General features: G+C 65.1%; 19 protein-coding genes and 1 pseudogene. 5 read left to right on the forward strand and 15 right to left on the reverse strand.

Features of this window, described 5'->3' with window-relative positions; translation table 11 throughout:
- Nucleotides 1–11: 11 nt before the first annotated feature.
- The 9 genes from mraY to ABJ196_RS04055 form a co-directional block, all read right to left on the reverse strand.
- Nucleotides 12–1,118, reverse strand: a complete 1,107-nt coding sequence (gene mraY / locus ABJ196_RS04015; RefSeq protein ID WP_347305336.1) for a phospho-N-acetylmuramoyl-pentapeptide-transferase — start codon at nt 1,116–1,118, stop codon at nt 12–14.
- A 128-nt stretch (nt 1,119–1,246) separates the two neighbouring features.
- Nucleotides 1,247–2,773, reverse strand: a complete 1,527-nt coding sequence (gene murF, locus ABJ196_RS04020) for a UDP-N-acetylmuramoyl-tripeptide--D-alanyl-D-alanine ligase (RefSeq protein ID WP_347305337.1) — start codon at nt 2,771–2,773, stop codon at nt 1,247–1,249.
- Nucleotides 2,774–2,881: 108 nt separating this feature from the next.
- Nucleotides 2,882–4,444, reverse strand: a complete 1,563-nt coding sequence (locus ABJ196_RS04025) for a UDP-N-acetylmuramoyl-L-alanyl-D-glutamate--2,6-diaminopimelate ligase (RefSeq protein ID WP_347305338.1) — start codon at nt 4,442–4,444, stop codon at nt 2,882–2,884.
- Nucleotides 4,445–4,543: 99 nt separating this feature from the next.
- Entirely contained in the window at nt 4,544–6,412 is a 1,869-nt protein-coding gene (locus ABJ196_RS04030; protein ID WP_347305339.1) for a penicillin-binding protein 2, read from the reverse strand.
- Between the two features lie 345 nt (nt 6,413–6,757).
- Nucleotides 6,758–7,642, reverse strand: coding sequence for a hypothetical protein (locus ABJ196_RS04035; RefSeq protein WP_347305340.1), 885 nt, complete (start codon nt 7,640–7,642; stop codon nt 6,758–6,760).
- Entirely contained in the window at nt 7,639–8,685 is a 1,047-nt protein-coding gene (rsmH, locus tag ABJ196_RS04040) for a 16S rRNA (cytosine(1402)-N(4))-methyltransferase RsmH (protein ID WP_347305341.1), read from the reverse strand. The genes ABJ196_RS04035 and rsmH overlap by 4 nt, the downstream gene beginning before the upstream one ends.
- 215 nt (nt 8,686–8,900) lie before the next feature.
- Nucleotides 8,901–9,335, reverse strand: coding sequence for a division/cell wall cluster transcriptional repressor MraZ (gene mraZ / locus ABJ196_RS04045; RefSeq protein ID WP_066492033.1), 435 nt, complete (start codon nt 9,333–9,335; stop codon nt 8,901–8,903).
- 536 nt (nt 9,336–9,871) lie between these two features.
- On the reverse strand, nt 9,872–10,264 hold the full coding sequence (locus ABJ196_RS04050) for a DUF3040 domain-containing protein (protein ID WP_347305342.1): 393 nt from the start codon (nt 10,262–10,264) through the stop codon (nt 9,872–9,874).
- A gap of 205 nt (nt 10,265–10,469) precedes the next feature.
- Nucleotides 10,470–10,898: an SAV_6107 family HEPN domain-containing protein gene (locus tag ABJ196_RS04055; protein WP_347305343.1), complete on the reverse strand. Its 429-nt coding sequence runs from the start codon at nt 10,896–10,898 to the stop codon at nt 10,470–10,472.
- Nucleotides 10,899–11,189: 291 nt separating this feature from the next.
- Between ABJ196_RS04055 and ABJ196_RS04060 the strand changes: the two genes are divergently transcribed.
- From ABJ196_RS04060 to ABJ196_RS04070, 3 genes are all read left to right on the forward strand, one after another.
- On the forward strand, nt 11,190–11,810 hold the full coding sequence (locus ABJ196_RS04060; RefSeq protein ID WP_347305344.1) for an N-acetyltransferase: 621 nt from the start codon (nt 11,190–11,192) through the stop codon (nt 11,808–11,810).
- Between the two features lie 124 nt (nt 11,811–11,934).
- The gene (locus tag ABJ196_RS04065) at nt 11,935–12,996 is read left to right on the forward strand and encodes a polyprenyl synthetase family protein (RefSeq protein ID WP_347305426.1); all 1,062 of its coding nucleotides are present in this window, start codon (nt 11,935–11,937) and stop codon (nt 12,994–12,996) included.
- Nucleotides 12,997–13,012: 16 nt separating this feature from the next.
- Nucleotides 13,013–14,548 (forward strand): alpha-(1->6)-mannopyranosyltransferase A, encoded by a 1,536-nt coding sequence (locus ABJ196_RS04070; protein ID WP_347305345.1) that lies wholly within the window; start codon nt 13,013–13,015, stop codon nt 14,546–14,548.
- 31 nt (nt 14,549–14,579) lie between these two features.
- Here the strand turns inward: ABJ196_RS04070 and ABJ196_RS04075 are convergent, their stop codons facing one another.
- The gene (locus ABJ196_RS04075; protein ID WP_347305346.1) at nt 14,580–14,993 is read right to left on the reverse strand and encodes an Rv2175c family DNA-binding protein; all 414 of its coding nucleotides are present in this window, start codon (nt 14,991–14,993) and stop codon (nt 14,580–14,582) included.
- 17 nt (nt 14,994–15,010) lie between these two features.
- Between ABJ196_RS04075 and ABJ196_RS04080 the strand changes: the two genes are divergently transcribed.
- Nucleotides 15,011–16,363 carry a protein kinase gene (locus tag ABJ196_RS04080; RefSeq protein ID WP_347305347.1) on the forward strand — a complete coding sequence of 451 codons (1,353 nt, stop codon included), beginning with the start codon at nt 15,011–15,013 and terminating at the stop codon, nt 16,361–16,363.
- Nucleotides 16,364–16,447: 84 nt separating this feature from the next.
- On the opposite strand, the gene ABJ196_RS04085 is transcribed toward ABJ196_RS04080, so the two are convergent.
- The 3 genes from ABJ196_RS04085 to ABJ196_RS04095 form a co-directional block, all read right to left on the reverse strand.
- Nucleotides 16,448–17,281: a hypothetical protein gene (locus ABJ196_RS04085; RefSeq protein WP_347305348.1), complete on the reverse strand. Its 834-nt coding sequence runs from the start codon at nt 17,279–17,281 to the stop codon at nt 16,448–16,450.
- Nucleotides 17,282–17,447: 166 nt separating this feature from the next.
- The gene (locus ABJ196_RS04090; RefSeq protein WP_347305349.1) at nt 17,448–18,839 is read right to left on the reverse strand and encodes a 3-deoxy-7-phosphoheptulonate synthase class II; all 1,392 of its coding nucleotides are present in this window, start codon (nt 18,837–18,839) and stop codon (nt 17,448–17,450) included.
- A 57-nt stretch (nt 18,840–18,896) separates the two neighbouring features.
- Entirely contained in the window at nt 18,897–19,403 is a 507-nt protein-coding gene (locus ABJ196_RS04095) for a polyadenylate-specific 3'-exoribonuclease AS (RefSeq protein WP_347305350.1), read from the reverse strand.
- A gap of 59 nt (nt 19,404–19,462) precedes the next feature.
- On the opposite strand from ABJ196_RS04095, the gene ABJ196_RS04100 reads away from it, so the two are divergent.
- On the forward strand, nt 19,463–20,650 hold the full coding sequence (locus ABJ196_RS04100; RefSeq protein WP_347305351.1) for a glycosyltransferase 87 family protein: 1,188 nt from the start codon (nt 19,463–19,465) through the stop codon (nt 20,648–20,650).
- 18 nt (nt 20,651–20,668) lie between these two features.
- On the opposite strand, the pseudogene ABJ196_RS04105 reads toward ABJ196_RS04100, so the two are convergent.
- Nucleotides 20,669–21,712 (reverse strand): annotated as a pseudogene (locus ABJ196_RS04105) (acyltransferase family protein); the annotation flags it as partial.
- A gap of 53 nt (nt 21,713–21,765) precedes the next feature.
- Nucleotides 21,766–22,509 carry a lysophospholipid acyltransferase family protein gene (locus ABJ196_RS04110; RefSeq protein ID WP_347305352.1) on the reverse strand — a complete coding sequence of 248 codons (744 nt, stop codon included), beginning with the start codon at nt 22,507–22,509 and terminating at the stop codon, nt 21,766–21,768.
- Between the last annotated feature and the right edge of the window lie 20 nt (nt 22,510–22,529).

Genomic DNA, 22,529 nt, shown 5'->3' on the forward strand with positions numbered 1-22,529 from the left:
TCTAGGAGTAGTTAGAGGCCCATTCCGGCCTTGACAAGCCAATCGCCGTAGAAGATACCGACGCCGGCCATCGCGGCCATGGCGGCGAGCAACCAGAAGCGCACGACCACGGCAGTCTCCGGCCAGCCACCGTTTTCGAAGTGGTGGTGGATAGGCGCCATGCGGAAGAAGCGCTTGCCCGTGGAGTGGAAGACGATGATCTGGATGGCCACGGAGGCGACCTCAATGACGAAAAGGGCGCCGATGATGATCATGAGCAGCTCCGTCTTTGAGGTGACGGACAGGCCAGCGACGAGACCGCCGAGGGCCAGCGAGCCAGTGTCACCCATGAAGATCTTGGCGGGGGCGGCGTTCCACCACAGGAAGCCCAGGCATCCACCCAGGCCCGCGGCGGCGAGTACGGCGAGGTCGAGCGGATCGCGGACTTCATAGCAGCCCGCCGTGAAGTTGGCGCTGCAGGAGTTACGGAACTGCCAGAACGTGATGACGGTGTAGGCCCCCGTGACCAGCGCGGTGGAACCAGCGGCGAGGCCGTCGAGACCGTCCGTAAGGTTCACCGCGTTCGACCACGCAGCGATAAGGATGTACATGAACAGCAGGAAGATGATGGTGCCCACGATGACAGGGCCGAAGGCGACGTCGATGGTATCAATGTCGCGGATGAACGACAGGTGCGTCGAGCCCGGGGTGAGGCCGTGGGAATCCGGGAACTGCAGGACTAACAGACCGAAAGCGAGAGCGAGGGCAGCCTGGCCCACGAGCTTGGCTGTCTTATTGAGGCCCAGATTGCGGTGTTGGAAGAGCTTGATGAAGTCATCGGCAAAACCGAGGGCGCCCAGGCCGAGCGTGAGGCCGAGGACAAGCAGTCCCGAGGCCGTGAAACCAGCATGGCCGGTGGCTATACCGTAGGCGCCCGCGGCGAGGTAGCCCAGGACGATGCCCGCGATGATGGCGATGCCGCCCATCGTCGGCGTGCCGCGCTTGCGCAAGTGCGACTTGGGGCCGTCCTCGCGAATTTCTTGTCCCTTGCCCGCATTCGAGAAGTAGCGGATCAGCTGCGGCGTTAGGAAAATCGCCACGAGAAAGCTGACTACTCCCGCGATCATTATCTGAGTCACGTCTTCTGGGGTCCTTCTAGTTGTTCAAACGAATAGCATCGGTGCGAGGGGCAAAGCGGCGCAAGCGGACTCACGCCACGCGGCGAGGGAAACGCCGCGTTTTCCGGGGGATGAGGCAGAACTAGGGATTAGGCGAGCAGTCCTTCGGCCACGCGCCACAACGCCTGCGCGTTGGAGGCCTTGGCCAAGACCACGTCCTTTGCGGTACGGGCCGCCCAGTCCACCGCGCCCTGGGGCGTGCGGCGCAGGATGGCGTCGACCACGGTGATAGCCTCATCAATTCCACCGACCGCAGTAGTATTTATACCCTGCTCACGCGCGGCGTCCGCCATCGCCCGGCAGTTGGCGCTCTCCCCCACGACCACGAGATGGTCGATGTGGTACTTGGCCAGATCGCTGACGATGCCCCTGTGTGCGGCCTCGGCTTCTTCCCCCAGCTCGCCCATCTCGCCGAGCACAGCGATGGAACGGGCGTCCGGGCGTGAGGAGGTCGTGTACCCCAGCGCCGCGATGGCGGCGGACATGGAATCCGGATTCGCGTTGTACGCGTCGTCGATGATGGTGACGCCGTCGGCACGGGTGCGCACGTCCATGCGGTGGGCCGAGGCGTTGCGGTGGCCTTCGAGCGCGCAGGCGATGTCCTCGATCTCCATGCCGGCGGCTTGGGCCGCGGCGACGGCCGCGAGCGCGTTAGAGACCTGGTGGCGGCCGAAGACCTGGAGGGTAATGCGGCGCGGTTCGATACCCGGTGCATGGAGTGTAAAGGTCGGACGCGCGATGTCGTCGAGCACGATATCCGTCGCCACATAGTCCGCGCCCGGGGCGGGCGGGGTCGCGGCCGAGTAGGTCACGACGCGGGCCTGCGTGCGCGGGGCCATGCCCGCCACGAAGTCATCGTCCGCGTTGAGGACGGCAACGCCCCCGTCGGCTGCCGCAGGCAGGGACTCGACGAGTTCGCCCTTGGCCTTCGCGATATTCTCACGCGAGCCGAACTCGCCCAGGTGCGCGGTGCCCACGTTGAGGACGACGCCGATCTTCGGCGCCGCGATGGTGGCCAGATGCGCGATGTGTCCGATGCCGCGCGCGGACATCTCCGCAACGAGGTACTGCGTCTGCGGATCACAGCGCAGCGCAGTGTACGGGTGGCCGATCTCATTGTTGAAGGAACCGGGTGGCGCGATGGTGGGGCCATCGGCGCGCAGCACGGTGGCGATGAGGTCCTTCGTGGAGGTCTTGCCAGCAGAGCCGGTAATACCCACGATGGTGAGCCCAGTTTCCGCTTGGAGGCGACGCGTCACCGCGCGGGCGAGTGCCGAGAGCGCCTCGACGACGGCGGCCGCGGAGCCGTCCTCGTCATGGGCGTAGATATCGGCGTTCGCGCCGGCGCCCTGCTTGCGACCATGCGGCTCGACGACGATGGCGGGCACGCCCACGGGACGTGCGCCGAGCACCGCGACGGCGCCTTGGGCAATGGCTTTCTCGGCGAAGTCGTGGCCGTCCACGCGGGCGCCGGGGAAGGCAAGGAAGAGCCCGCCTGGGGCCACCTTGCGCGAGTCGAATTCCACGAAGCCGGTGACCTTGGCCTGCGGATCCTCGACATGGTCAAGCCGTCCGCCCGTAATATCCGCGATCTCCTGCAGTGTTAGTTCAATCATGCTTTCACAGTCCTCGTACTCACTTCTGTCCCTCTTCCTTGGCTCTCAAGATCTCACGGCTTCTGCTGTGTGGCTGCTGAATTTCTGCGGTGCCTGCGTCTGCATAGTTTAGGCGCCGAACGTGCCTGCTTGCTTCTCCTCGAGGGCGCGGGCGAGCTCCTCGCGGTCGTCAAAGTGGTGGGTCTCGGTTCCGATGATCTGGCCGACCTCGTGGCCCTTGCCTACGACGATGACGGCGTCGCCCGGTTCGGCCCACGCGACGGCAGCGTCGATAGCTGCGGCACGGGAGCCTTCCTCGCGGATGTCGACCGCGCGCGTGGCAGCATTCGCGCCCTCGCGTGCGCCTTCGAGCACCGCCGCGCGAATGGTGGCGGGGTCCTCGGTGCGCGGATTGTCGTCCGTGACGACAACGAGGTCCGCGCGCTCGGCGGCGTTGCGGCCCATAATGGGGCGCTTGGCCGAGTCGCGGTCGCCGCCGGCGCCGACCACGACGCCGATGCGACCGCTCTCGCCCAGCTGCGTGCGCAGCGTATCGAGCACCGCCGCGATGGCCGCTGGCTTGTGGGCATAGTCGACGACGGCGATGAAGTCCTGTCCGCGGTCGATGCGTTCCATGCGTCCTGGCACGGCAACCTCGCTCATGCCCTCGACGAACGCCGGAACCTCGACGCCCACCGCAGCAGCAAGCCCCGTGGCCAGCGCCGCGTTGGCGATATTGAACTCGCCCGGCATGGGCAGGCGGAACTCGAGGCTCTCACGGCCGGCGCGCTCGCGCAGCCCCGCTGCGAAGTCGAAGCGGACCTGCTGTGCGCCCGTGGGCTCGACGCCAAGCTGGCGCGCGGTGATTTCCGAGGTCTCCTCGCCCGCCTGCTTGGTCGTCACCGTATCCGTGGGCAGACGGTGCGCACGGGCGCGTTCAGCCATGCGCTCACCCCATGAGTCGTCGACGCAGATGACGGCGCGTTCCGCCGCACCGGGGCCGTCGAAGAGGAGCGCCTTCGCGTCGAAGTAGTCCTCCATCGTCGGGTGAAAGTCGAGGTGATCCTGGCTCAGGTTGGTAAACCCGGCTGCTGCAAAGCGCGTGCCTTGGACGCGGCCCAGGGACAGCGCGTGGGAGGAGACCTCCATGACGACGTGCGTCACGCCCTTGTCGCGCATAAGCGCGAAGAGCTCCTGGAGCTTCGGTGCCTCCGGCGTGGTGAGCTTCGTGGGCACCGACTCGCGATTAATCCGCGTGCCCGTCGTGCCAATGAGCCCTACCGAGTAGCCCGCATGCAGCAGGCCCGTCTCCAGTAGGTAGCTCGTGGTCGTCTTTCCCGAGGTACCCGTAATACCGATGACAGTGAGCTCGTCCGTGGGATGTCCGTAGACCTCCGCAGCAATGGTGCCGAGGACAGCACGGACGTCGTCGACGATGAGCAGCGGACGGGACTCCCCTGCGGCCTGCAGGATGTCGCGACCGGCGGCATCGGAAAGAAGGGCGGACGCCTGCGCCTGCGCGGCGTACTGGGCTCCATGGGTGCGGGTGCCCGGCAGCGCGGCGAAGAGACCGCCAGCGGTGACGGCGCTCGAGTCGAGGCTCACGGAGTCAATGACGGTCGTGCCGTCGCCTTCCAAAGTGGCCTTTTCCAGGCCTGGCAGCGCCAAAAGCTGCTCTACAGTAACGCTCATAATTCCTACGGTACCTTGTCTTTCTGCCCCAACCGGGGCCCTGCCGCGTGTCGCGTCCAGCGTCAAACGCTGCCGTGCCTACTGCCTGTAGTACTGCCCTTATTGCTGGCGGAGCACAAGCGGCTTGGCTTCCGGTGACGGCGGGATATTGTCGCGGGCGATGAGCCACTCGGCGATGTCCTTGAACACCGGCGCGGCGGACTGGCCGCCCGAGCCGTTGTCGTTGGTGCCCGACTGCGGGCGGTCGAGCATAATGGACACGACGAAGCGCGGATCATCCGCAGGCGCGATGCCAGCAAACGTAATCCAGTAATTCGAATTGGAGTACGCACCGGTCTCCTCGTCGACCTGCTGGGCCGTGCCCGTCTTGCCGGAGAGCTGGTAGCCCTCGATGTCATTGCCCTGGGCCGTGCCGTTTTGGTAGCCCTGTGGGTCCGACTGGAACACGGCGCGGAACATGTCCACGACGGTCTTGGCGGTTTCCGGGCTCACGACCTGCGTGTGCTTCGGTTCGTCCTGCTTGATCTCCTCGCCCTCGGCGGTGGTCATCTTCGCCACGATGCGTGGTTCGATGCGCTCGCCGTCGTTCGCGAGGGTCTGGTAGACGCTCGCAAGCTGGAGCGCCGTCCACGACATGCCTTGGCCGATCGGCAGGTTGGCGAAGGTACCGCCAGACCACTGGGATTGGTCTGGGACGATGCCCGCAGACTCATTAGGCAGCTCGACGCCGGTGATCTGTCCCAGGCCGAAGGCCTCGAGGTACTCGGCGAACTTCTTCTGGCCGAGCTTCTCCGCGAGCATGAGCGTACCCACATTGGACGACTTACCGAAGATGCCCGTCGTGGTGTACGGCTCGACGCCGTGCTGCCACGCGTCGGCAACCGTGACGCCAGCCATGTCGATGCTGCCCGGGACCTGGTGGACTTCCTCCGGCGTCGTGAGGTCTTCCTGGATGGCGGCCGCGGCCGTAATGATCTTGGCTACCGAACCCGGCTCGAAGGGGTACGAAATGGACTTGTTTTCAAAGTCCTTGCCCTCTTCAAGCTGCTTATCGATATCCTTATTCGGATCGATGGTGCCGGTATTTGCCATGGCGAGGACCTCGCCCGTCGCCGAATCCAGGACGACGGCTTGACCTCCCTTCGCCTTGGAGTTGCCCACGGCCTTCTCCAGCTTTTGCTGGACGAAGGTCTGGAGGTCCAGGTCGAGGGTGAGCTCGATGCTCGCGCCATCCTGCGCCTCCGTCTGGTCACGCAGCGTGCCCGGGATAGCCTGGCCGTCCGCGGAGACGTCCTCCGTCGAGCGGCCATCACGGCCGGCGAGCTTGCCGTCGCTCGAAGCCTCCAGACCAAACTGGCCGGTGCCGTCCATGGACACCTTGCCCACCACGTTTTCCGCGATAGAGCCGTTCGGGTACTGACGGATGGCTTGGTGGTCCGCGGCGACGCCGTGGTATGTGTTGGCAATCTCAACGGCGACGTCCGGGTCCACGTTGCGCACGAGGACCTCATACTGTGTATCCGCCTTGAGCTTCTTCAGAATGTCCTTGGCGTCGACGCCCTCGATCTCGCGGCCGGCGTCCTTAATCATCTGCGGAATGCCGGAGGCCATGTCCTGCAGGCGCGCGGCGACGCGGTCATCAACCTTGTCCTTCAGCGCCTTCTCGTCCAGGCCGTCAGCAGAGCCGTCCTGATACATGGTGTTTTCTTCTTGCTGGGCAATCTCCTCACGCAAGCGCGTGGGCGAGACGGTCAACGACCGGGCTTGCATGGTGTACGCGAGCATCTGGCCCTCGCGATCCGTGATGGCACCACGCCGGGCGGGATCGGTGTACACGCGCTGGCGCTGCGCGACTGCCTGATCAGCAAGCGCTGGGCCCCACTTGAGCTGCACCCAGCCCAAGCGTCCACCAATAACCAACGCGGCGAGAATGAGCACGGCCATGACCTGGCGCACGCGGTGGCGCATGAGAGTGGCTTGGTCCTTACGTGCATTCGCCTTCTTCCGCGCCGCGTCGCGGCGGGACTGGGCCTGTTGAAACTCGCGACGTCCCTGTGGCTGGTGTTGTGGCCTTTGTTGTGCCACACCACCGCGTGAAGCGTGCTGCGCAGACGGGCGTCCACCGCGTGTGCGGCGGGACCCGCGGCCCGCGCCGCCGCGGGAATTCGACGAATTCGACGGAGTCACCAGTTTCTTTCGCCACCTGTCTATCACTGAACTGCCATTAACGTCTGTGCCGCGTTGTTCTGCATGGTAAATACAGAAAACGCGCGGGCATGCACCCGCGCGTCAGCGTGCCTTAAGCCAACCGGATTAGTTGGTCCGACGCGCCGCGTAGGGCGCCTGGTAAGCCTGCTGGCTTTGCGGAGCCTGCACGGACTGCGCTCCTTGCGGGACCGCGTTGAGGTTGCCGTTGACATCCTCGGTCTCGTTCGGGTCGCTCGATGCCTGGCCCGGCCGAACCGGCGCACCGTTGACATCGATAATAGAGTCCGTTTCCGGTTCTGCTGGGCGGCGCTCGGCAATGTCGCCATTTTCTTGGACCTCAACGATTCCCGCCTGGGCCGGAACGCCCATGGAATCCTCCGCGGCGCGGCGTGCCACGTCCGCCGAGGAACGCACGTCCTCGAGGTCACGGTTGAGGGTCTCGAGTTGATTGTCCAGCGTGTTCTCCTGGACCGTAAGCTGCTGAATCTTGAAGGTCTGCGCCGTGGACAGGCCGGAGAGCCCCATGGCGATAAACACGCCGCCGAGCAGCAGCGCGAGCGCGTAGAACGAGGTCTTTACAAAGGGGCTGACGCGCTGGACGGTGCCAATGCGGCGGCCGCGGTGCGTGAGCACCTGCTGGGAGCCCACGCGCGGCGGACGGCCCTTGCGCACGCGCGGCGCCGGCGACGTCCGCGAAGGAAGCAGCGCAGTCTTCGCGCCGCCATCTTCCGCCGACAGACGCTCGGTGCGTTGCGGCGCAGTGGTCATTCCGCGCTCGAAGCGCAGGGAACGCGCGCGGCCACCCCGGCGCTGCGGGGATGCGCTGCGCGTGGAGACGCCACGGTCTTCGACCAAGGTCGCGGTCTGACCCCAGTGCTGGTCGTTGGCTGCGGTGTAGTCCCTGCTCGCACCCATGGTCTGCGGTGCCTTTCTCGTGCTCGTGGTCATGTGGTTGGTCTCGGTGGTGTGCAGTCGGCCTGTCCGGCTCATCGCCGCCCTCCCTCGTGGACGGGTTCCGGCCCGTGGAAGGAAGGTGCGCCGTCGAGACGTTCCAGCGCCCGCACGCGGACGGAAGCTGCGCGGGAGTTCTCAGCAATCTCCGCGTCGCTCGCCTTCTCCGACCCACGCGTGATGACGGTGAAGTGGGCCGCGGTGCCCGGCAGATCCATGGGCAGCCCCGGCGGCGTGGTGGAGGTGGACAGCTCCTTGAACGCCGCCTTCACAATCCGGTCCTCGAGGGACTGGTAGCTCATGAAGACCGCACGTCCGCCCACGCGCAGGGCATCGGTCACGACGGGGATAACCTGCTCGATGGCCTCCAGCTCCCGGTTGACCTCCACGCGCAGCGCCTGGAACGTGCGCTTCGCCGGGTGCCCACCGGTGCGACGCGTCGCCGCCGGGATGGTGGCGTAGAGCAGCTCCACCAGGCGCGCGGATGTGGTGAATGGTTCCTTCTCGCGCTCGCGCAGGACCGCCGAGGCGATCTTGCCAGCGAAGCGCTCGTCGCCGTAGGTCTTGAGGATACGCGCCAACTCGCCATGCGAGTACGTGTTGAGCACGTCCGCGGCGGTCACCGGCTGGGACGGATCCATGCGCATGTCCAGCGGCGCGTCCGTGCGATACGCAAAGCCGCGCTCCACCTGGTCGAGCTGCATAGACGAGACGCCCAGATCAAAAAAGCCAGCCGCCAAGCCGTGCTCACGCGCCACCTCAAAGACAGGCCCCTCGCCTGCTGCAATGGCCCCGCCCAAGTCATCGAAGCGGGCATTCACGCCCACGAAGCGCTCGCCGAAACCGGCCAGCCGCTCCCGTGCCGCCGCCAAAGAAGCCGAGTCGCGGTCGACGCCCACAACGCGCAGCTGCGGGAACGTCTTCAGGAAATGCTCCGTATGTCCGCCAGCACCCAGGGTGCCGTCGACAAGCACGGCGGTCTCCCCCGCGGCTTCGACAGCCGGCGCAATGAGCTGCGCCATGCGTTCGCGCATGACTGGGACATGGCCGTGATTAGCCGTGATGTCGTAGTTGTCGCTCATGTCGGGCCGTGCCCCCTTTCCTACCGCGTCGTCTCGTGTGACGTGTGGACCGTCAGCCCGCTTAAAAGATTGTGTGCAATCTTTAAGTTGTAGAAGTTATAAAGAAAGTGCGTATAGAGCCCTGTCCGAGGCAGGTTTCTGATATCGGGGAAGTACACCAGAGCATCCACCTCGGGCAGAGTCCTTACACGCACTGTGAAGTTCTGTAATCCGCCTTACAACAAGCCAGCGAGGACATCGTCCGCGTCGCCTGCCGAGTAGGCATCTTCAGTTGCGGCCTGGTACTCAGCCCACTTGGCTGCGTCCCAGATCTCAAGGAAATCCACGGAGCCAATCACGACGCATTCCTTGGTCAGGCCTGCATAGTCGCGATGTGCCGCCGAAAGGGTGATACGACCGTTTCCATCGGGACGCTGTTCATCCGCGCTCGCAGCGAGATTACGAATGAAGGCACGTGCCTCCGGGTTGGTGCGCGAAACAGCTGCCGCCTTCCGAGCTCGCTGTGCGAACTCTTCCCGCGGATAGACCGCCAAAGAGTGGTCCTGCCCCTTCGTCACCATGAGCCCGCCAGCCAAGTCCTCGCGGAACTTCGCCGGGAGCGTCAGCCGCCCTTTGTCATCGAGCTTCGGAGTGTAGGTTCCGAGAAACATCCCGGGCCCACCTTCCTAATTCTCGAGAACTCCGGTTCCTCTCGTGATGGTCCTTCAGGTCGTGTGCGCGACCCTCCGTTCCACCGCTGCGCCCCACTCTACCCCACTTTCCCCCACCATCAACACCACGAGGCCCATATTTCGTCGTTGTAATTCTAAAACCCCCAGGCAGACGCCAAATTTTTCGGTGGGTCAAATTCCCGCGCCCCACCCGCGTCGCCCCCACTCCCCTCCCCCATGCCCCATGTGCACCACCTTGCCCACTAGCTTTCCGATGCCTCCTGTCCCCCACCCCACCTGCACCTTTCCCGTTCGCTCGCTGCGGCGCCGACGCCCCACAGCGCACCGTCGCATAGGATATCCGCCGCGCACGGGCCCGAGTGGGGCAAAGTGGGGAATGGTGGTCACCAGGGGGCGCAGTGGGTGAAAGTGGGGCGCCGTGGCCTGCACCCCCTGCGCCAACCCAAAACGGCATAAAAAAATCCCGGCCCCTCACCAGAAGTGATGGGGCCGGGCAAAAAGTCCGGTAGCGGGAACTAGCGCTCAAAGCGGCTGCGGAACTTATCTTCCATGCCGCCAGACTGCGGATTCTGCTTTGGCGCCCTCTGCCGTGTGCCACGCGCCGAGGTCTTTGCGACCGAGCTCACGTTCGCGTCGCCGCGGAGCATCCACACACCCGCACCGAACATGACGAGGAAGCCAACGATGGACAGCGCGACGAACCACAGCGACATCTGCGCCAGCGCCACGCCGCCAATGAGAAGAACAAGGCCCACTACGACGAGCGCGACGCCACGCAACGTGACGCGGCCCTTCGCCCCTTCGGCAGCGGAGGCCTCCGTGACTGCAGCACTAAACTTAGGATCATCAGCCATCAACGACTGCTCGATTTCACGAAGTGTGCGCATTTCCTGTTCAGACAGAGACACAGCTTCCTCCTGCGGATCAAATTAGGGGCCAAAAGTGGGTTTCTACCTAGTCCAACGTCCAGAGTATCGGGTTAGTTCCCGAAACCCCATTTCCGTTTAGCAGATCACACCCACGCCACAGGGTAGCGCGTCAGGCACCGCAACAATACGTTCACCCGGCCGCCCGCCACGCACCCCAACGGAGCTTGCGGCAGGCAACACCACCTTAGGCCGCGAACGGCAGCGTGTCGTTTCCATCCACCACGGCAAGGAACTCGCCCACCAGAGCCATAAGCTCCAGCACCACCTCCGGCTCCACCGAGTCATCGAGCCCCGAGATGACGCGCGAGCGTGTGCGCGAGTAGGCCTTCAGCTTGTCCGCCCACTCCTGAGCTTCCTCGCCCACGAGCGCCAGACGCTCCCACGCACTCGACGGCAGGCGCTTGCGCTTGGCCACGCGCGAACCTGCGACCCACGCGCCAGCGGTACGCAGTGCTGCCTGATAGACGAATTCGAGCGCCTCCTCGTACTTTCCAGCGGAAGCCTCAACGCGGGCACGGTCGAGCAAGTCATAGCCCTGCGCCAGGAAGCGCACACGTTTTCCGGCCTGTCCAGCATCCGCAAACCTCGAAGCGGCGGAGATGATCTGTGCCATGATGCGACTTCCTTTCTTTCTTACGCGCCGTGGATATTTCTGACTATTCGGTTCTCCACATTCGAACCATCCGGCTTGTATGACTCACACACTACGAACCGTCCGAACATCTACTCCATATGTTAGTTCACATGTTCGAACAGATCAAGGGTTTCCACTGGACAATTTCGAATCACTCTTGCCGATGTTCGAAAAATTGGGGACTGGCTACACCGCCGCGGCAGCGACCGTGCGGGCAAACCACCGCACCCCTTGTTCACTCGATCGCGGGAAGTTTGATTCCATAGAGACGTGACCTTTACGATCCGCCGTCTGCGTTCCACGGAATTCGCGTTATACGTGCCCGTGCTCGTCAATATCTACGTCGAGGCCATGGGCTACCCCGACTCCGTCATGCCCTATCGCATCGATGCGTGGCGGCGCGACTGCATCCAGCCCGGCTTTACCGCCGTCATCGCAGAAGACGGAGACGCTATCGTGGGCCTCGCCTACGGCTTCCTCGGCAACTCGAGCACGTGGTGGGACCGCCAGTTGCGCATGGGGCTACACAGCCAGCGTGATCTCACGGACGACGATTGGGACCTCGTGCGCCACTACTTCGAGGTCGCCGAGATCCATGTGCTTCCCGCTGCTCAAGGTCAAGGCTTAGGCCGCACGATGCTCAATGAACTCGTCCGCGACGTCTCCGCACGCTACGCACTGCTGTCCACGCCCGAGGTTCCGCACGAGGACAACCGCGCGTTCGGACTCTACCGTGCCGCCGGTTTCTACGACGTCCTGCGCAACTTCCGCTACCCCGGCGACGACCGCCCCTTTGCCATCCTCGCGGCCCGGCTCCCGCTCGAGGGAGCGCCCGAGACCAACCCCGAGACCAACGCAGACGGCCCCGAACCGGACGCGCCCGCCCGCTAGGCCACTAGCGCCAATTCGGCCTTGGCCACACGGTAGGGTGTTCACTGTGAATAACGCAGCGAATGACACTCCAGTTTCTCCGCACGGCGCAGGCCGCGGCACGGCCACGCCGTCTTTCCAGTCGATCCCAGATGACGTCCGCGGCGCGCTCGATGCCTTCTTAGCCAGTCGCCGTAGCGACATCGCGGCCATCGGCCAGCCGGTCGTCGACGCCGTCTCCTACCTCGAATCTTTCGTACTCGACGGCGGCAAGCGCATTCGCCCGCTCTACGCCTGGGCTGGTTTTGTCGGCGCGGGCGGCCTCGACACGGCCGAGGAGGATTCTGCCGCCATGCTGCGCGCGGCGAGCTCCCTCGAGTTCATTCAGGCGTGCGCGCTCATCCACGACGACATCGTGGACGCCTCCGATTCCCGGCGCGGCAATCCCACCGTCCACCGCTCGCTGGAGAAGCTGCACCGCGACCACAACTGGCGCGGCGACTCCGCTCGCTACGGCGAGTCCGCAGCCATCCTCGCCGGCGACATGGCGCTCGTGTGGGCCGAAGACATGTTTACTGACTCTGGCCTTTCCGCCGCGGCCCTCCAGCGCGCCCGCACCCCGTGGCGCGGCATGCGCACCGAGGTCATCGGTGGCCAGCTCCTCGACATCAACTTGGAGGCCACGAACAGCGAGTCCATCGAGCTTGCAGAAAACGTCAACCGCTTCAAGACGGCGGCGTATACCATCGAGCGCCCGCTCCACCTCGGCGCAGCCATCGCCGGCGCCACAAATAAGCTCATCGCCGCTTTCCGCGGTTACGGCCGCGACATCGGCATCGCGTTCCAGCTCCGCGACGACGAGCTCGGCGTCTTTGGCGATCCGAAGGTCACCGGCAAACCCGCCGGCGACGACCTGCGCGAAGGCAAGCGCACCGTCCTCCTCGCACTCGCGCTCCAGCATGCCGATGCCGCCGATCCCTCCGCCGCAGCCACCCTTCGCCGCCTCGTCGGCCAGACCGACGATCCTGACGATATCGCCCGCATGGCCCAGATCATCGAGGACTCCGGCGCACGCGAGCAGCTCGAAGAACGCATCACGCGGCTTACGGCTTCCGGCCTTCAGCACCTGCAGGCGGCGAATGTCGCGCCCGAGGTCACCGAGATGCTCGAGCGCCTCGCGCACAAGTCCACGGCTCGTAAGAGCTAGGGGGCGGTCTCCTCGCATGAGCGTCGCACACGCGTCCGCCGCAGAACCCACGCCTGCCTCCGACGGCGCGTCTCAGCCGTGGTGGCGTAATCCTCTGTGGGTTGGCATCGCCGCCACCGTCATCCTCTGGGCCGCGTCTTTCGGCGGGGGTGCCGTGCGCAGTCGCGGCGGCGCGCTCGAGGCCCTCGGACTGTCGTTTATCGCGTTCGGCCACGGGCGCAACATTTCGATGCTTCTGTTCTGGGTAGGCATCTTCGCACTCGTCTACGCCTGGGCCCTTGCCGGGCGGCGGCTCGTTACACCGACCTTGCGCGCCCAGGACCGCCAGCCTGCCGAGCCTGTCGTTCCCCGCGTCCAGCGCCTGCTGTGGTGCTGGGTCGTCCCGCTCCTCTTCGCCGGGCCCCTCGCCTCACGCGACGTGTACTCGTATCTCATGCAGGGCGCCATGGTCCGCGACGGCTTCAACCCATACGAGCAGGGCGCCGCCGCCAACCCCGGCCCGTATTTGCTGGAGGTCTCCCACGACTGGCGCAACACCACCACGCCCTACGGCCCGCTGCACCTGTGGACCGGCGACATCATTAGCTCCGTGGTCGGCGACAACGTGACGGCTGGAGTCATCGCCTACAAGGTCGTCTCCGTCCTCGGCTTCGCGCTCATTGCCTGGGCTGTCCCTCACATCGCGCGCGCACTCGGCGGCAATCCAGCACTCGCGCTGTGGCTGGGTGTGGCCAATCCCGTCATGCTCATCCACCTCATCGGCGGCATGCACAACGAGTCCGTGATGGTGGGCCTCGTGAGCGTCGGCCTCGTCTTCGCGCTGCGCAAGCGCTTCCTCACCGCCATCGCGCTCGTCGCTGTCGCCACGGCTCTCAAGGTCACGGCGTTTTTCGCCATGCCGTTCATCCTGTGGATCTTCATCCACGCGTTCGCCCCGCGACCCCGTGACAACTGGTTAAAGCCCATCGCGGCAATCCTCGGTGGCGGCGTACTCATCGTCGTCGAGTCCATCGCCGTCGTCGCCGCCATCACGTGGGCCTCCGGTTCCTCATGGGGCTGGTTGTCCGAAATCACCGGCAACTCAAAGGTCATCAACCCGCTCGCCGCCCCCACCCTGGCAACAGACATCCTCGTGCCCATCATGCAGGTCTTCAGCCCCGACGTCACCTACAACGGGGTCCTCGGCATCGCACGCACCATCTCCATGGCGCTCATGCTTCTCGGGCTCGTCGTGGTGTGGTGTCTGTCGTACAAGAACCGCCGCGCGGCCGTGCTCGGCATGACCGCCGCGTACTGCGTCGCCTTCGTCTTCAACTCGGTGACGCTGCCGTGGTATTACGCGTCCGTGATCTCCGTGGCCGGCGTCGCGCGTCCCCCGCGCTGGATGATGAAACTCGCCACGGCCGCCAGCTTCTTCGTCGCCGTGTCCTTCTCCGGCGACGGCAACCACCAGCTCTACAACTGGTGGTGGGTCATCGCTGCCGCCATCGCGGCCTGGTGGTGTGCAGAGTGGATCTTCCAGGACACGCCCCGCGGCGCGGCGCGGCGCTGACAGCGGCGCCGGAACCGGCGGCATCGGCAAGCTAGAACGCCGAGGCCTGCGCGCGGCGAATGACCTCGCGCGCAAGGTGGCCGTGGAGGCCATCGATGGGACGGCCCGGCAGGGACTCGTCCTCGGTGAAGAGGTGGACGAGAATCTCGTCATCCGTGTAGCCGCCGTCCGCGAGCACCGTAATGCAGCCCGAGACGTACTTGGACACGGCGTCCTTCTCATTGAAGAAGGCCTCCGGAACCCAGCGCTTGCCCTCGGCGTCGCGGTACGCGAGCAGTTTGTGCGCGTGGAGCAGGTCATGGACGCGCGTGACGGCGATGCCTAGCTTGTCCGCGACCTCGGGCATGGTGAGCAGTTTTTCGTCCGCCAGCAGGGCGGCGAGCTGAGAATTTGCGTCATAAGTCACGTGCTCCACCTTAACGCGTTCGACTGTTCGCGGGGACATCGGCCATACTGGAACGCATGAGTACTTTGGCCGTAGGCGACATTCTGGACGGACGCTATCGCATTGACCGTCCCATCGCGCGCGGCGGCATGTCCACTGTGTACCGCTGCGTTGACCTCCGCCTCGGTCGCGCGGTGGCGGCCAAAGTCATGCACGAGCACCTTGCTGGTGACCCGATTTTCCAGCAGCGTTTCCGCCGTGAGGCCCGCGCGATGGCGCAGCTGTCTCACCCCAACCTCGTGGCGATTCACGACTTCTCCGCGGACGGCGATCCCATTTTCCTCATCATGGAGCTCATCACCGGCGGTACCTTGCGCGAGCTCCTCGCCGAGCGTGGCCCCATGCCCCCGCACGCTGCCACGGCCGTGCTGCGTGCCGTCCTCACGGGGCTGTCCGCCGTCCATGCCCGCGGGCTCGTCCACCGTGACATCAAGCCGGATAACGTGCTCATTAATGCCGATCATCGCGTGAAACTCGGTGACTTCGGCTTGGTGCGTTCCTCCAACGCGCAGGCGACGACCGACCACATCGTGGGCACCGTCTCCTACCTCGCGCCGGAGCAGGTGACGGGCGAAGAGATCACGCCAGCCACGGACGTCTATTCCGCCGGCATCGTCGCCTACGAGCTGCTTACCGGCGACGTTCCTTTCTCCGGCGACACTCCTATCGCGCATGCGACCTCGCGTCTCAACGCGGACGTCCCCGCGCCCTCGTCGCGTATCGACGGCATTCCCCCGCTCTTCGATGCCCTCGTCGCCAGCGCCACCGCCCGCGCGCCCGAGGAGCGGTTCACCGACGCCGCGGAGTTCCTCGCCGCACTCGACGATGTCGCCGCGTCCTTGGAGCTGCCGGCGTTTACAGTTCCGGTCCCCCAGAACTCGGCGGCGGCGCGCACGGCGGCGCAGCCCACGGACTTCACGGGCGTGCGCAGCGACGACGTCTTCGAGCCAACCCGCACCCTGCCTGCTGACACGACCGAAGTAATTGGAAATCCAGCCGAGGATCCCACGACGGTCATGGCCCCAGAGCCCCTGCCCGAGGACGAGCGCCCGCGCTTGAGCTTCGAGACCAAGCTCGACATGCCCACGCAGCACCCGGTCGCTGCTCCTGTTGAAGCACCGCTACCCCAGCCCACGTTCAACCCGCCCGCACGTACGCCCTCCTATGAGGCGACCGCCCGCCGCGAGCCCGAAGAAGTCGCCACCGCCGTGGACGAACCCGCGCCGCAGGTCTACTCGAACCGCTCCGGAGTCGTGTTCGGGCTATGGCTCGCTGTGGTCGCGCTCGCAGCGCTGGCCGTGGGCGTCGGTGGATGGTGGTTTGGCTCCGGCGACTACGGCACCATCCCCGTGTTCTGGTGGCCGATGTAACGTCTCCTCCGACTCAGCGGATTTCAGAACAACGAAGCACTCAAAACTGCACGCTTTTGGGTGCTTCGTTGTTCTGAAATCCAGCTAATCATTCTGAAAATAGCGGTGCCACTTCCACGGGCCGGGGACATAGTTACGCCTATCTTCCACGATGGCCTTTACTTGATTGACCGCAACGTTGAGGTGGTGTTCGATAGTGGCCGCGGTGAAGTGCAGCGCGCGCCAACCACGGTGGACCGCGTCGTTGAGCTTCTGCCGGTCGATCTCGAAGCGCTGCACGCCCTCGCCCTTGTGGTACTGATAGCCGTCGACTTCGATGGCGATCCTCTCGGCCTTGAGTACTAGGTCCCACCGATAGGGGCCGATATCCACGTTGTTGAGGACCTTCAGTCCAGCATCGCGTAGTCCCTGCGTGAGCCGCTTTTCTGGAACGCTATCCGTGCCGATGAACGCGCGGGAAAGGATATCCCGTGTGCGCGCTGGCATGCGGCCAAGGCAGCGCTCCCACATCGCGAGGTTCTCGCGCGCAGAACGTCCGCGGAAGAATCGCTCCACAAAGTCAACGCCATGCTCCACGGGCATGATTTCGAGCGCCTGGAGCGGGTTGCAGGCGCGAACGTATCCCAGAGAAAAGGCCGCGTTGGGTCGTGCGCGGCGCGCCTCATAGTAGGGGCTCGCCCCTACCGCGGAGGCGCGCATGACTCGCAGCGGGAAAGTCAATGGGCTTCTCAGGTACAGCTGTGCCGTGCTGTAGCCGTCGAGTGCCAGCCTCTCGTCACGGAAGCACAGGAGTTCCGCAAGGTCATAAGGCCTCGGCTCGTCGCGAAGATAAAGCCCGCGCGTGACGCGAATGGCCTCTCCCCGGTTGACCATGCCCACGAGTTCTTTCGTGTCATACCCCGATAGTGGCTCCAACATCTCTCCCCCATGAGATCCCTCCGAATGATGAAGCCAACGCTATCCCAGCCCGGTGGGATCGGCAACCGGAGCGGATTTCAGAACAACGAAGCACCCAAAACTGGCGGGTTTTGGGTGCTTCGTTGTTCTGAAGTCGGGAGCGTGGAGGTCCGACGTGCAGACGGCCTTACTGGTGGCGGAGCATCTCCGCGACGAGGAAGGCGAGCTCGAGGGACTGCTGCGTGTTCAGGCGCGGGTCCACGAAGGACTGGTAGCGGCCCGGCAGATCGACCTCAGTAATGTCCTCGGCGCCGCCGAGGCACTCGGTGACGTCCTCGCCGGTGAACTCAAGGTGGATGCCGCCCGGGTGGGTGCCCAGCTGGCGGTGGACCTCGAAGAAGCCCTGGACCTCGTCGATGATCTTGTCGAAGTGGCGCGTCTTGTAGCCGTTGGAGGCGGTGAAGGTGTTGCCGTGCATCGGGTCGGACTGCCAGACGACCTTGTGGCCGGATTCTTCGACGGCCTTGATAACGGGCGGCAGGACGGTACGAATCTTGTCGTAGCCCATGCGCACGATCATCGTGAGGCGGCCGGGCTCGCGCAGCGGATCGAGCTTCTCCGCGTAGTCGACGGCCTGCTCCGGGGTGACGCCCGGGCCGAGCTTGATGCCGACTGGGTTGCCGATGAGCGCGGCGAAGTTGACGTGGAAGTCGTCAATACCGCGGGTGCGCTCGCCAATCCAGACCTGGTGGGCCGAGAGATCATAGAGCTTGGTCTGGCCATTGGCGTCCTTGCCCAGGCGCAGCATGGAACGCTCGTAGTCGCGCAGGAGCGCCTCGTGCGAGCAGTAGATGTCCGCGGCACGCAGGACCGTGTCGTCCACGCCGCAGGCCGTCATGAAGTTAAGGCCATTTTCAATCTCGTTGGCCAGCTGCTGGTAGCGCGCACCAGCAGAAGAATTGGCGACGAACTCGCGGTTCCACTCGTGCAGTCGGTAGAGATCCGCCGTGCCGGAGGACGTGAGGGCGCGAATGAGGTTCATCGCGGCCGAGGAGTTTGCGTAGGCACGAATCATGCGGGCCGGATCGTGCGTGCGGGCCTCTTCGTTGTTTTCCACGCCGTTGACGATGTCGCCGCGGTAGCTAAGCAGGCCCTCGCCGTCGATGTCCGAGGAACGCGGCTTCGCGTACTGGCCAGCAATACGGCCGATTTTGACCACTGGGGTCGAGGCGCCGTAGGTGAGCACGACGGCCATCTGCAGCAGGGTCTTGATGTTGCCGCGGATGTGCGGCTCGGTGTTGGACTCGAAAGTCTCGGCGCAGTCGCCGCCCTGGAGCAGGAAGGCCTTGCCCAAGGCGACATCGGCCAATTGCTTCTTCAGGTTTTCGATCTCAGGGGCCACGACGATGGGCGGCACAGACTCGAGGATCTTGCGGACGTTGTCCGCCTGGTCCTGGTCCCAGCTGGGCTGTTGCTTCGCGTCACGGGAGATGACGTCCTGGAAGGCCTCCTCGATACCGTCAGGCAACGGCGGGAGATCCGGCAGGGCTTCTTTAGGGATATCTACTGTCCAACTCACCCCGTCATTATGACACATGGTGCGGAAATAGAAACTATAAGCTGGCAGTTACATTCGCTAGAGCACGCGGTTGCCAGGCGAGAGCGGCAGCGCCTCCATGCAGGCGTGGAACTTCGCGAGGTTGTGGCGCGCGTCCACGAGTGCGTCGTGGTTGCCGTCCGGTACCGGCGGCAGCGCGGGGCGCCCGGCGAATTCCCAGTACTGCTTGAGCTCGCGGGTATAGCGCGGAATCTCGCGCGGCAGCGCCGCCATGTCGCCCCAGAGCTGGGCCACGAGCACGTGGTCGTAGTCGCCCACCCACGCCCACAGCTGCGGCGGGGTCGGCGCGCTCGTGAGGAACTCGAAAACCTCCTCACGGATGCGTGCCACCGAGCGCCACGCCGTGTCCGAGGGGCTGGGCAGCTTATCCAGCACGTGCTCGCGCACCCACGGGTTAGCGCGCGCCGGATCAAAGTCCGTCGACACCGCGTAGTATTCGCGGCCGTCCTCGGCCACGATGCCGATGGAGACCAACTCGATGGTCTGGCCGTCCTCGATAAACTCGGTGTCGTAGAAGTATCGCACGCTAGCCACTCTAGCCTGCGAATTCGGCCGCGCCCGCGTTGGGGCTAAAATTCCCAGTCATGATCGTCCTCGCCTGGCTGGCGCTCGCTGCAGCCCTCCTCTTCGCCACCGTCGACGCCGGGGCGCTGCTGCGCGGCGAGGGCCTCGCGTGGCACCACCACATCGATCTCCTCGTCTACCAGGCGGGCGGGCACGCGGCCTTAAGCGGCGAGACCTACTACGACCAGATCTTCGCCGTGGACGGCACGCAGCTGCCGTTTACCTATCCCCCATTCGCCGCGCTTGTCTTCACACCCCTCGCGCCGCTGCCGTGGCAGCTCGCCGCGTTGGTGTGGAACGCAGCGACTCTCGCAGCGCTGTGGTGGTGCATTCGTCTCCTCGTCCGCGACCCACGCACCGCTGTCCTGCTCACCGCGGCCGCCGCGTGGACCGAGCCACTCACCGAGAACCTCTCCTTCGCGCAGATCAATGTGTTCCTCGCCGCGCTCGTGCTTTCCGATGCCCTCTTTATCACCGCCCATCCCTCCCCCAGCGTCGCACGGTGGCGCGGGTGGCTCACCGGCGTGGCGATGGCCATCAAGCTCACTCCGGCGGTCTTCCTCGCTTACTTCTTTGTCCGGCGCGACTGGCGCGGCGTGGCTGGGGGCATCGGAAGCTTCGTGGCGTGCTCGGTGGTGGGACTGTTGCCGCGGCCAGACAACTCGTTGGAGTATTGGACCGCGACGCTGCGCGACTCGGAAAGGATTGGCGCCCTGGCGTATGCGGGCAATCAGTCGCTGCGCGGATTCGTGGAACGGCTAGGCCTCGGCGAAGGCTGGTGGCTGTTGGGGGTCGCGGTTCTGGGCGTTGTGCTCGCCGTCGCGCTCTTTATCCGGCTGCGCGAGCCAGCGGCGCTCGTCCTCGTCACGTCGCTCGCGGCCCTGCTGGGCTCGCCCGTGTCGTGGTCGCACCACTTCGTGTGGTTTGTACTCCTCGCGGTCTTCTTTACGGCGCGGCGGAACTGGTGGCTCGCGGTGCCGACGTGGATCGTGCTCTTCGCGCGCGGGCATTGGCTCGTGCCGCATGCGCACGACTTCGAATACGGGTGGTCCTGGTGGCAGATGCTGCCGGGCAACGACTATCTAGCGTGGGGTGGCGTGCTCGCGCTGTGCGCGGCGCTGGCTCCGCAGTTCTTTGAGCGACGGCAGGCGCGGCGGGACCATCGTCCAGCGCGCGACCGGGATCTTCTCTATGAGCCACAGCGCTAGACTGCCCACGGCCGCGGCAGCGAAGCAGCCCCAAATCCAGAAATCGGTGGACTCGAACGGCCACTCGCCAGCTTTGGTGACGTCCCAACCGTAGTAGGTCTTGGGGAAGCCGAAGAGCGCGATGATGCCGAGGTGGTGACCCAAGTAAATAGGCAGCGTATGGCTGCCAATGAAGCGGAAAAAGCCAGAGACGAAAGGTACGTGGGCCAGCAGGACTGCGGCCGCGATGCCGGCGGGCAGCTGCAGGGCCTGCTCGGCGAAGCGCACCAGGAGCTTCGCTTCTTCAAGCCCAAGGTTCCCTGCGCCCGGCAGTGGCCAGGTAACGTCGATGGGTTCGACGCGCTCGTCGAATCGGCCGCGCAGCGTCACGCTCGCCGCATACGTGGCGACGGTGAGCGCCAGGGCCCACCACGTCGCGCGCGTGGGGTGGCGCAGCGAGTCGATGGACTCGGCAAACGTGGTGATTGCGGGACGCAAATACACGCCGGCCATGAAGACGGGCAGGAACATGATGGCCTTGCCCACCACGTAGTACTCCTGCGTGTAGCCAAGGAGCAGCAGCGGGCTAAAGCTCGCGGCGAGGCCCGCCCACGGCGGCAGCTTGCGCACAGCCCACAGGAAGATGTTGTAGAGCACGAGCGAGTGGAGGAACCAGCCCATGGAGTGGCCGAGCAAGACGGTGCGCAGGCTCTCGCGCCATGTCGCGACTGGCGTGTCGAAGGCATAGTGGAAGTCCCACGTGCTCATACGCAGCTCGACGATGGACCAGACGAGGTACGGAATGAGCAGGAACCACAGGCGCTTGCGGAAGAGTTCGCCGAAGCGGAAGTTCAGGACCTTCTGCGAGAAGAAGCCGGAGATGATAAAGAACAGGGGCAGTCGCAGCGGGTCGATGAGCTCATTTGCCTGGGCGGCAAGCGTGTGCTCGCCCTCGGGTACGGCAAGACGCACGTGCAGCAGGACGACGCCCAGGATCGACACGCCGCGAGCGACGTCCGGCCAGGCGAGACGTTGCTTCTGAGGGGCGGCGGGTGCTGAATGCGGGGCAGAGATAGTGAGCACGTCCTTACACGGGGAATAGAGTCTATCCCGCGATTCTAATGCTTGAGCGGGCGCTACTGGGAATTTCCGGGCTGCGCGCCGTCCGGGTAGCCGTGGCCAGCGGCGAGCGAGGCCTTGACGTCCGAGGCGTAGACATCAACGTAGGGCTTGCCCGCGAGGCGCGCGAGCGTGTGCATGAAGTCGTCCGTAAACGCGCGCTGGGTAGCATGCTCGGCGGGGTCGAGACCGCGCTCGGCCGCCCACGCATGGGGGTCGATGGGCTCGCCCACGCGCATGCCTACCTTCACTGGGCGCGGAATCCACGTGCCGATGGGGTTGGCGTCGCGTGTGCCCACCATCGCGATGGGGATGACGGGATAGCCGGTCTCCATGGCGACGCGCGCCATGCCGGTGCGCCCCTTATAAATGCGACCGTCCGGCGAGCGCGTGCCCTCGGGGTAAATGCCGAAGATATCGCCACGGTCAAGGATTTCCTTCGCGGTGGCTGCCATATCGTCCGCCGCGGACTCCGAGGTGCGCACGACGGGAACCTGCCCCACGGAGGTAAAGAACCACGCCTGCGCGCGTCCCACGAGGCCGGGGGTGGTGAAGTACTCGGACTTCGCCAGGAAGACGATCTGGCGCGGGCACATGAGCGGGAAGAAGAATGAGTCCATGACGGCCTGGTGGTTAGACGCCACGATGGCGGGGCCTTCGGCCGGGATATTGTCCATGCCCTCGGACCACGGGCGGTTCCACACACGCAGGGCGGGACCGAAGAAGATGTACTTAAACGCCCAGTACCACTTGTTGTGCATTATTATCCTGCCCTCGTCGG

This window comes from Corynebacterium sp. SA-MJD20WY100 (assembly GCF_039822565.1).
Classification (GTDB): domain Bacteria; phylum Actinomycetota; class Actinomycetes; order Mycobacteriales; family Mycobacteriaceae; genus Corynebacterium; species Corynebacterium phoceense_A.